7 protein-coding genes and 1 pseudogene are annotated in these 10043 nt (G+C 72.5%); 5 read left to right on the top strand and 3 right to left on the bottom strand.

Annotated elements, in window-relative coordinates; translation table 11 throughout:
* A partial coding sequence (locus BUE45_RS27485) for a DEAD/DEAH box helicase (RefSeq protein ID WP_245833495.1) occupies positions 1-1333 on the top strand: 1333 nt, incomplete at its 5' end.
* Between the two features lie 96 nt (positions 1334-1429).
* Here the strand turns inward: BUE45_RS27485 and BUE45_RS27480 are convergent.
* Entirely contained in the window at positions 1430-1750 is a 321-nt protein-coding gene (locus BUE45_RS27480; protein ID WP_073383713.1) for a MerR family transcriptional regulator, read from the bottom strand.
* Between the two features lie 940 nt (positions 1751-2690).
* On the opposite strand from BUE45_RS27480, the gene BUE45_RS32105 reads away from it, so the two are divergent.
* Both BUE45_RS32105 and BUE45_RS32100 read left to right on the top strand, forming a co-directional pair.
* A complete protein-coding gene (locus tag BUE45_RS32105; RefSeq protein ID WP_073383710.1) occupies positions 2691-2918 on the top strand; it encodes a hypothetical protein in 228 nt (75 codons plus the stop codon).
* Positions 2915-3481: a hypothetical protein gene (locus BUE45_RS32100; RefSeq protein ID WP_073383706.1), complete on the top strand. Its 567-nt coding sequence runs from the start codon at positions 2915-2917 to the stop codon at positions 3479-3481. The genes BUE45_RS32105 and BUE45_RS32100 overlap by 4 nt, the downstream gene beginning before the upstream one ends.
* Before the next feature lie 889 nt (positions 3482-4370).
* Here BUE45_RS32100 and BUE45_RS27465 read toward each other — a convergent pair.
* On the bottom strand, positions 4371-6197 hold the full coding sequence (locus BUE45_RS27465) for a pentapeptide repeat-containing protein (RefSeq protein WP_073383703.1): 1827 nt from the start codon (positions 6195-6197) through the stop codon (positions 4371-4373).
* A gap of 456 nt (positions 6198-6653) precedes the next feature.
* On the opposite strand from BUE45_RS27465, the pseudogene BUE45_RS27460 reads away from it, so the two are divergent.
* Positions 6654-6839: pseudogene (locus BUE45_RS27460) on the top strand (DUF2000 family protein); the annotation flags it as partial.
* Positions 6840-6891: 52 nt separating this feature from the next.
* Here BUE45_RS27460 and BUE45_RS27455 read toward each other — a convergent pair.
* Positions 6892-7992, bottom strand: coding sequence for a methyltransferase domain-containing protein (locus tag BUE45_RS27455; RefSeq protein ID WP_073383700.1), 1101 nt, complete (start codon positions 7990-7992; stop codon positions 6892-6894).
* A 561-nt stretch (positions 7993-8553) separates the two neighbouring features.
* Here BUE45_RS27455 and BUE45_RS27450 point away from each other — a divergent pair.
* Complete coding sequence (locus BUE45_RS27450) at positions 8554-8874, top strand: MazG nucleotide pyrophosphohydrolase domain-containing protein (RefSeq protein WP_178378672.1); 321 nt, start codon at positions 8554-8556, stop codon at positions 8872-8874.
* Positions 8875-10043: the final 1169 nt, after the last annotated feature.

Here is a 10043-nt window from a genome sequence, read left to right as displayed (position 1 = left end):
GCGTCCCCGCACGCCCTCGCGTCCGCGCAGCGGCGGCCCCTCCGGCGAGTTCGCGCTCCCCGTCACCGTCACCCCGGCCCTGCCCGCCGCGGAGTCCTTCGCCGCGCTGGACATGCCCGAGGCGCTCAAGCGGACCCTGGCCCGCCAGGGCCTGACCACGCCGTCCGAGATCCAGGCGGCCACCCTGCCCAACTCCCTGGCCGGACGCGACGTCCTGGGCCGCAGCCGCACCGGCTCCGGCAAGACCCTCGCCTTCGGCCTGGCCCTGCTCGCCGGCATGGACGGACGCACCGCCGAACCCCGCCGCCCCCTGGCCGTGGTCCTGGCCCCCACCCGGGAACTGGCCCAGCAGGTCGCCGACTCCCTGGAGCCCTACGCCCGCTCGGTGGGGGTGCGCACCGCCACCGTCGTGGGCGGCATGCCCATCCACCGCCAGGCCCGCTCCCTGCGCCAGGGCGTCCACCTGGTCGTGGCCACCCCCGGACGCCTGCGCGACCTGATGGAACGCGGCGACTGCGTCCTGGACCGGGTGGAGTCCGCCGTCCTGGACGAGGCCGACCAGATGACCGACATGGGCTTCATGCCGCAGGTCACCGCCATCCTCCAAGAGGTCCCCGCGGGCGGGCGGCGCATGCTGTTCTCCGCCACCCTGGACCGCAACGTCGACACCCTGGTGCGCCGCTTCCTCAACGACCCGGTCGTGCACTCGGTCGACCTGTCCGAGGGCGCCGTCTCCACCATGGAGCACCACGTCGTGCACGTCTCCCCCGCGGAGAAGAAGGCCGTCGCGACCAGGATCGCCGCCCGCGAGGGCCGGGTGATCATGTTCCTGGACACCAAGCGCGCCGTGGACCGCATGGCCGAGCACCTGCTGGCCAGCGGGGTGCTGGCCGCGCCCCTGCACGGCGGGCGCAGCCAGCCCCAGCGCACCCGCACCCTGGACCAGTTCAAGCGCGGCGACGTCACCGCGCTGATCGCGACCAACGTGGCCGCCCGCGGCATCCACGTCGACGGGCTGGACCTGGTGGTCAACATCGACCCGCCCACCGACCACAAGGACTACCTGCACCGGGGCGGGCGCACCGCCCGCGCCGGCGAGTCCGGCAACGTCGTCACCCTCGTCATGCCTGCCCAGCGCCGCGAGATGACCCGGCTCATGAGCCGCGCCCGGATCGGACTGAGCACCCAGGGCGGGAACATCGGTGCCGCGGAGCTGGCCGAGGTGACCGGGGCCCGCGAGCCCTCGGGCGTGCCGGTCACGGTGCGCTCCGCCGCCCCCCAGGAGCGGCGCCGCGACCAGGCCCCGCGCGGACGGCGCCGCCCGCGACGCTGACCCCGAACCCGTGGAAGCCTGCGGCCCTCCGTTACCACGGGAACAGAAAAGCCCCGCCCGAGTTCGGGCGGGGCTTTTCGCGACCGGGCGTCGCGCTCAGCCGGACGGCTTCGAACCGCGCAGCTCCTCGTTGATGCGCAGCGCCTCCTCCAGCTGGTCCTCCAGGATGATGATCCGGCACGCGGACTCGATCGGCGTTCCCTGGTCCACGAGTTCACGGGCGCGGGCGGCGATCCGGAGCTGGTAGCGGGAGTAGCGGCGATGGCCGCCCTCCGACCGCAGGGGCTCGATCAGCCTGGCCTCACCCAGAGCGCGCAGGAAGGCCGGCGTGGCGCCGATCATGTCCGCCGCGGCGCCCACGGTGTAAGCGGGGTAGTCGTCATCGTCGAACCGGTCACCGGTTTCGGGACGGGGCAAGTGCGTGTCTTCCTTCTTCTCAACGCACGTCGAGGGCCCCAGCGCCATACGGCGCCGGGGCCCGAGAGTTCAATACCACCCACCGGCCGAGGCCGGTCTTCCGCTTCCCGAGGTCGAAACGTCACGGGAACGCGGGGATCGCGGTTGTGTGACCGTGGACCACCTTCTTCCAGACAGGCCCTGCGGTACCCGAGCGGAACTTCCCCTCGCCCGGGCGATCCCGATGGCACCTACTCCTCTCGTTTCTCACTTCGTGCACTACCGACAACTGCGGTACCACCGGCCCCCGGCGCGTACAACCGTGCACCGGTCGAGCCCTACCGCGTCCTTCTCCCTGCTGCGGCCTCCCCGGTGGGAGCGGGAGGCCGATCCTGCGGTTACCGCTTTCACTTCCGTGTCTCTGTACTGCCGTCCTACCGGCCCGGCGGTGCCGTGGAGCACCTGCGCACCGTTCGGGCCGTCCCACACCGGTCTCCCCCGAACAGGCGGGACACCGGCCCTACCGGCTCCCGGCGCCGTACTGCCCTGCGCGCCGGTCGAGCCTTCCTACCTCCACCGGCGTATCCGGCGGTTCGGCCGAATACCTCGGTGGCTACGACAGGAAATGTAGCAGGGAGGAATCCCGATGTCTACAGCGGCGAATGCAGTTTTCCGCTCCTCGTCATGGAAGGTCTGCCGGAGCCGCCCGTGTCAGGAGGGCGAACGCCCCGGGCGGGCGGGTCGGGCGCGCGTTCGCGCACGGGTTCTGCACCGGCCACGACCGGGCACGACACGCACCGGGCCGGGTCCGCACGGAGCGCCCGCGGGGCACCACCGAATTCCTCCGCGAGAACTCGCGTCATAGGCCGGGGCCACGGCCGTTCACCCCCTGAGGGCCCCGCTCCACTGGGAGGGGCGGAGCCCGCCGCAGAACCGACAGTGAAACAGGAGGACCACCCGCATGCCCGCCCCGACCACCGAAACGACCCCGCCCCCGCCGCCCCGGGGCACCGCCGGAGCCGCGCCCGAGCCGAACGCGGGCCAGGACATCCGCCTCCGCGGCCTGCCGACCGGCCCCGCGCCCGCCAGCGGACGCCTGCGGCTGCTGGCCGCCGGACTGCGCCGCCTGCCCGTCCCGCCGGCCCGCACCGCCGCCGCGGCCCACGGAACGGAAGGGGGCCCGAAATGACCGGCCCCGGCCGCCTCCGGCCCGGCCTGGCCGACCACCCCGCGGCGCTGCGCTGCCTGAACCGGCTGCGCCGGGCCCGGCAGACCTGCCCGCCGGGCGAGCGGACCGCACCCGCACGCCGGGCCCTGGAGAAGGCTTCCAGGGCGGCGCACGCCGACCCGACCCTGCCCCTGACCTGGGAGGGCGAGCGCGGGATCGACCTGCTGTACGTACTGACCCGGGACCTGGCGCGCGCGTTCGAGAACGAGCGGCGCGGCGGCGCCGGCCCCTCCGGGCAGGCCGGCGCCGACCCGCACGGGGAAGTGGAGAGCCTGGTGGAGAGCCTGGTGGAGCGCACAACCGCCGCCGCCCTGAAGCTGGCGGCCCTGGCCCGCTCCGACTGGGACACCCCCGCGCACCGCAGCGCCGTGGCGCGGAACAGGCTGCCCTCCCGGCGGGTCCTGGTGGAGATCGCCGAGGGACTGCACCGGTCGGTGGCGGTGTCGGCCGCGCTGGACCCCGACCTGGACGAGGTGCGCGCGTTGCAGGACCTGGCCGACGGGATCGCCCGCGTCATCCGATGACCCCCGAGGGGACGGCGGCCCGCGAGGTCCGGACCGCCGCCGGAACGGTGCGCCCGGCGGCTCCCCCGTGGGCTCCGGCCCGCCCGGGAGGCGGATGCTCCGGCCGCGCGGGGGCGACGGGCGAGGGCCCGTGCGCCGGCGTGTCACCCTGCCCGGGGAGGTGGGCGGGTGGGCCGGGGCACGGGCCCGTGCACGGACGCGGTGCCGCAGGGGAGGGGAGAATCGAGACCCCGCGTCCTCACAGGGGCCACCGCGACCAGGGGAGTGGGAGCGCGGCGACGCCCGCACGGCCCCCCGCCGCAGCGACAGAGCGGCGGGTACGGGCCGTGCACACATCGTGACCCGGTTCCGCCGTCACGTCCGGGACTTGAGGACTCAAGGGACCAAGGTCCCCAACCCGGGCAGGCCGCGCCAAGGGGGCGCCGTGCACCGTCCACGGCGGCGCCGGGAGCGCACACGGATCGGGGCCCCGCACCTTCCCCGGCGCGGGGCCCCGACGCGCGCACCCGACCTGAGGTGGTGCGGGTCCGACCGGCCGCGCCGTCCCCTCGTGCGGGCCGCCGACCGAACACCCCCATCATGGACGCACCGGGCCGACCCGCGCGGAACAACGCCGCGGCCGGTGACCCAGGTCCCGAACCGCTCAGCGGAGCATCGGACCGGACAGTACGCGGGGGCGGCCGGGGCACCGGAGGCGATGCTCCCGTTCCGGGGCCCGGAGCCACGAACGGTTCAGGGCCCCGGCGGTAACGTGCGCCGGGGCGGCGGTCAAGTGATCGATCTCCTTCTGACCTGTGCCGGATCCACGGGACTTCAGGTGTCACGTACGGCGTGCAAGAAATCCTCTTCGACGGCCGACCGAATCGGATGCCGCACCCGGGCCGTCTTCTCAGTCAGCCCCGCCGGTGATCGACCGCCACGGCCCGGGCAGCGTCACCACCTCAGGTTCTCCGTGTCCGATCGATTCCAAAAGGCTGACGGGGCAGGTCCCCGAGGCATCGCCGAAGTCCAACTCCCCGCCGGAGAACACGGCCCCGCGGAAGTCCACCTCCCCACCGGAGAACCTGGCCCCGCGAAAGGTCATCTCCCTGCCGGCGAACCTGGCCCTGCGGAAGGTCATCGTGCCCCCGGTGAACACGGCCTCGGCGAAGTCCGCCCGCCCGCTGGAGAACTCGGCCTCACGGAAATTCACCGTCCCCCCGGGGAACCTGGCCCTGGCAAAGGTCATCGTGCCCCCGGTGAACCTGGCCCAGCGGAAATTCACCGTCCCCCCGGAGAACACAGCGCCGGCGAAGGTCATGTCCCCTCCGGGGAACCTGGCCCCACGGAAATTCGCCTCCCCACCGATGAACCTGGCCCAGCGGAAGCCCACCTCTCCGCTGGAGAACTCGGCTCTGCGGAACGTCACCTCCCCACCGGAGAACTCCGCTTCCCCGAAATCCACCGCCCCACCGGAGAACACGGCCTCGCGGAAGTTCGCCGTCCCACCGGAGAACTCGGCTCTGCGGAACGTCACCTCCCCACCGGAGAACTCCGCTTCCCCGAAATCCACCGCCCCACCGGAGAACACGGCCCGCGAGAAAGCCACCTCCCCACCGGAGAACTCCGCTTCTCGGAACGTCACCTCCCCACCGGAGAACACAGCCCGGGCGAAACCCGCCGTGCCGTCGGAGAACCTGGCCCAGCGGAAGTCCGTCCGCCCGCCGGAGAACACGGCCCGCGAGAAGGCCACCTCCCCACCGGAGAACTCCGCTTCTCGGAACGTCACCTCCCCACCGGAGAACTCCGTCTCGGCGAAGTCGACCTCTCCTCCGCAGAACACGGCCCCGCGAAAGGACACCTCCCCCCGGGTGAACCTGGCACCGCGGAAGATCACCTCACCTCCGGAGAACACCGCGCCGGTGAGATTGCCGCCGTCGAAGACCGTGCCGGTGAAGTCGTAGTCTTTACTCCGCCAGCGGGTGGGTTCACGCAGGTGGTTCCCGATGATGCGGATGATGGTATGGCGCACCTCACGCAAGGAGGCGAACTCCAGTCCGCGCTCGTGGTGTCCGATGGCCTGCTTGTCGGTGGCGTCCGCGGGCAGCGGGGCGGAGGAAGGGGTGTAGGGCATGCGCAGATAGGCGCACAGCACGTCGATGACCATCTGCACCAGGTCCTCCCGGCCCTCGGGAGCCTCGTCGGCCAGTCGGGCCAAGGCGTGGATCCCCGCCAGGCGCACGGCGGCGTGCTCATTGCCGAGCTTGTCGCTGGCACTGTCGAAGCTGTCGGTGAACAACTTGGCGATTTCGCGCTCGGCAGCCCGTTCGGCCCGTTCGGCGTCGGCCTCAGTGGTGCGCTGGCGCCGGTAGTGGATCACCAGCAGAGCGGCCGCACCGAGGCCGGCCACGATCGCGAAGGCGCGGGTGGCGAGCGCGTCCAAGGCCCGCGGCGGAACGGTATCGGGGAAGTCGAGGGCGGGGGCGCCCATGACCCACCATGCGCCGACGACCAAAACCACCACCAGCGCGATCACCACCACCCAGGCGATCGCGATCAACGACCCCAGACGGGCCTGAGCGGCTCGGCGGCGCCAACGGTGCCACGGGAGATCCGCTCGGTGAGCGGTGGCCACCGCGAGCGCGACAACACCGATCCCGCACAGCGCGACGCGCCCGGCATGGGGCAGCGACCAGAACAGCTCCCAGACCAGGGCCGCAAGCGGCGCACCGGCCACCGCGATCAGGAGCAGGGCCCCCAGTACGACAGCGCTCCGGACTGGTTGTGCCCGGATCAGGGACCGCAGTTTCCCGACACGCCCACGCAGTGTCGGCACACCTGCGGTCGAGGGCGACGGAAGGCCGGAGGGAGGGGGGCCGGGGTTCATAGCGGAACCGTAGCGCTGCGGTCCCAGGAGCCGGTCTTGTTGCCGAATCCGGCCACGGGGCGGTGGAAAGCACGGCCACTCCGCGGGTTCTCGGCAGAGGGGAGCGCATCGCGAAATCGCTCTTCTGCTGGAGGGGACGCACCCGGGGGCGGTGTGCCGCCCGCTTCCCTCGGACGGTCCGGCCCTGGAGCGGGTCCACGAGGTGCTGGGGAACCTGGGGCGTGAACGGCGGGACGCAGCGGGGCGGGTGCCAGGCGTCAGCCCCGGTGGGACCAGGCACCGGCGGCGTGTCCCCGGCGGGCGGCGGACCGGCCGGACGTGGTCGTGGTGGGCTTCAACGAGGTCGCCCGCATGTCCAGGACCTATGAGGAGGAGTACGAGGCGGCCCTGGCCCGGACGCCGACCGAGGAGATCGCCCACGTGCGCGTGGCGCTGCTGGGGCCGCGCAACGTCGTCACCAGGTTCACGAAGCGGTTGTCGCTGTTGAGGTGAGTGGGTGAGTGAGTGAGTGCGGCGGTGGGCGGCAGGGCCCGCGCGGGAGCCGCTACACGCGGTGTTCCCAGGCGCCGAACCCCGTGCTCACCCGGTAGGTCGCGTCGGCGACACCGGCTTGGAGGGAGAAGTCCCGCAGCGGCGGCCACCCGTGGTCCGCCAGCAGGTCGTGGGCCCGGCGCAGCAGGTCCGCCAGAGGCGTGGCCCCGCCCTGGTGGACCGAGCCGTCGGGCCACAGGTAGGCCCACGAGGCGTCCGGTGCGCCCATGTGCACGATGAACCCGAGATCTCCGCTGAAGGGGCGCATCCCGACGCCGATGCGCACCCCGGGGAGCATGAGCATCACCCGGGTGAGCCGGTCGTCCTCGATCAGGTCGGCGGGGGTGAACGGAACGACGCGGGTCGATTCCGCGTCTCGACCCATCCCCGGGAACTCCCCCTTGGGAACCCGTTGGGTGCGGTCGCGCATGAAGTACGCCTCGCACACGAACCGACCGGTGACCTTCTCGGCACCCACTCGGCTCAGCGCCACCACCGGGGTGGAGTGCGACCCGGGATAGGGGCCCCACGGCAGCACGATCCGCCCCTCCGGCTCCACCCGCTCGATCCACTCCCGGGGGATGCGGCTCGCGGCGCAGGTGGCGATGGCCGCGTCGAAGGCGGACCCCTCGGGCGGCACGGTGCCGTGCACGAGTTCCACCGGAGTGTCCTTCAACCGGGTGCGCGCGTGCTCGGCGATACCGGGGTCGATCTCCAGCGAGGTCACCGCGCCGGTGGGACCGGCCAGGGAGGAGAGGATCGCCGCGTTCCACCCGGTGCCCGTGCCGATCTCCAGCACGCGCGTTCCCGGTCCGACCCGGGCCGCGGCGATCATGTCGGCCATCAGCTGGGGGGCAGAGGAGGACGAGGAGGGCTCGTTGACCGGTCCGCCGCGCCCGTCGTTGGCCTGGGTGACCACCGCGTCGTCCCCGTAGATGTAGGACGCCCAGCGGGCGGGGGCCGCGGAGCGGATGAGCGGCAGGCCCTGGATATCGGGCCACACGAGGTCGGGGATGAAGCGGTGCCGGGGATGGTCGGCGAACGCGGCCCGGATCGCGTCGGTGGTGTCGAGACGCCGGGCGAGTTCGGCGTGCATCCGGTCGAGGTCCGTCACTTCTGTACCTTTCCCGTTCCACCGCAGGCCTGGCAGGTACGAGAGTGGCACACACGGTTGCTGAACGTGCGCGGTTTCCGCACATGGTGTTCACCGCGTTTACCGCGGTGAACATCGTGGCTTCGAGTCATCCCCGCGTGCGCGGGGCTCACGCCGCGGCGATGTCCTGCGCCGCCCGGAGGTCGGTCCATCCCCGCGTGCGCGGGGCTCACGTGGGCGCGGGCCTCGGCGGTTTTCAGGCGGGCGGTCCATCCCCGCGTGCGCGGGGCTCACCTGGCCATTGACGGCATCCTGCTGCTGTTCCTCGGTCCATCCCCGCGTGCGCGGGGCTCACAGTTCGCGACCAGGGAAAACGTAAGCCGTTATCTCCGCTTTATATAGAGGCGGTGAATGGCGGGCCCAAGCCTCGGGTAACTGTGGCACGAGGTGCATCGCGGGCTCAAGAGGTTCGCGAAGTGTGACCCGGGTCGGGTCACACCTCGGCTGCGGGAGGCCCGATCCCCCACCGCTCCCCTCGTCCCCGCTGGTAGCGTCCGTGCCCCCGACCGAGAAGGGTCCCGAATGGAACCGCTGCCCGACCGCCCGCTCACCCTGGATCGGATCCAGGCCTACGTGGCGGAGATGGAGGTGGAGCGCGGCTTCTCCGACTGCACGTTGGTCGAGCAGGCGCTGAAGCTGGCGGAGGAGACCGGCGAGGTGTGCAAGGCCGTGCGCGAGCGCGCCTCACTCGGCCTCGACCCGACCAGCACCGTAGGCGATCTCGGCCAGGAACTGGCCGACGTGCTGATCTACCTCGCGTCGATCGCCAACCGGGAGGGCATCGACCTGAGCCGGGCACTACGGGAGAAGGAAGCGGTGAACGAGACCCGGACCTGGGTCTGAAGACCCGGCTCTGACCCGCCCGCGCCCGCCGGTGGACGGGCGCGGTGTCTACCCTGGGGGCATGCCCTACGGACCTCCCCCGCCTCCAGGCCGCCCTTCGTTTCGCATCCCGACCGCCGCGAAGGCGGCGATCGGGTGCGGGTGTCTCCTCGTACTGGCCAGCGTCGGGTTCCTGTTGCTGCTGGTGTACGGCGTCGTGGCCGGAAAAGCATGAGGCGGACCGTCCCGATGGAGCGTCCGGGGGCGGGGCCGTAAGGGGTTTCCGCCCGATCGGGGCGCCCGGCCATAGTCGGTCGGCGGACCGGGACCTGTGCCGTAGTGGTTTTTCACCTGGCCGGGGAGCCCGGCCCCAGCCGGTCAGCGGACCGCGACCTGCGCCATGGTGGTTTTTCCCCCGACCTGTGCGCTCAGCCCCAGCGGGAGGGTGTCGCTCCCACCCGGGCCGCAGGGGGTGAGGGCCGCGGGTACCTGCTCGCCCGGCCGCGCGGGGGTGAGGGCGGCGCGTGCCTGCTTGCTCGCGACCTCGGTGCGTCGTGGTGCGGGAGGGCGCTTGGGTGCGGGTTACTACGTCTGGGGCTGGTGTTCCAAGCGAGGTCGAGAGCAACCGCGCGCTTCCGGTCGGACCATTCCTCCGTTCCCGCATGGTCGGGCGGGGCAGGCCTCGCCCGGACCCGCCCCCGGACAGCACACCCCCACCACCCCGCACGTGCACCCCACGCACCCGCCCGGCCGTCTGCCGCCCCTCACATCGTGGGGGCGGATCCGGCTCCGCCGGTCTGTGCCTTTCCAAGCGGTGACCGTTTTGGAGACCAAAGGTTCTGGTCGGGCGCGACCACAGACCACCCTTCCCAACGGGTGACCCTCCTGGAAACCTCCAAGTCCGCCTCACCCCCTGGGGCGGGGGTTGCGGGAGCGCGCCCCGACACCCCCTACGGTCGGGCCGAGTGGATACGCGCGGCCCTACCCCGCGCTACCTGGCCTGGAAGCGACACCCTCCCGCTACGGCTGAGCGCTCCAAGCGGGTGGACAACCCCCAGCGGCGCAGCGAGCAGGTACCCGCGGCCCTCACCCCCACGGCTCTGCGGAGGGAAAGTACGCCCTCGTCAACCCCCTGGAGCCGGGGTGTCGATCCATGCTCACCGACTGTGCCCGGGACCCAGAGACAGCGC

The organism is Nocardiopsis flavescens, assembly GCF_900141985.1.
Taxonomy (GTDB): Bacteria; Actinomycetota; Actinomycetes; order Streptosporangiales; family Streptosporangiaceae; genus Nocardiopsis; species Nocardiopsis flavescens.
Note: the sequence above shows the minus strand (reverse complement) of the source record. Positions and strands in the feature narration are given on the sequence as shown.

Excerpts from the sequence above, each read along its gene's own strand:
- BUE45_RS32100 (WP_073383706.1), top strand. The coding sequence starts at position 2,915 with ATGACCGGCCCCGGCCGCCTCCGGCCCGGCCTGGCCGACCACCCCGCG.
- BUE45_RS27450 (WP_178378672.1), top strand. The coding sequence starts at position 8,554 with ATGGAACCGCTGCCCGACCGCCCGCTCACCCTGGATCGGATCCAGGCC.
- BUE45_RS32105 (WP_073383710.1), top strand. The coding sequence starts at position 2,691 with ATGCCCGCCCCGACCACCGAAACGACCCCGCCCCCGCCGCCCCGGGGC.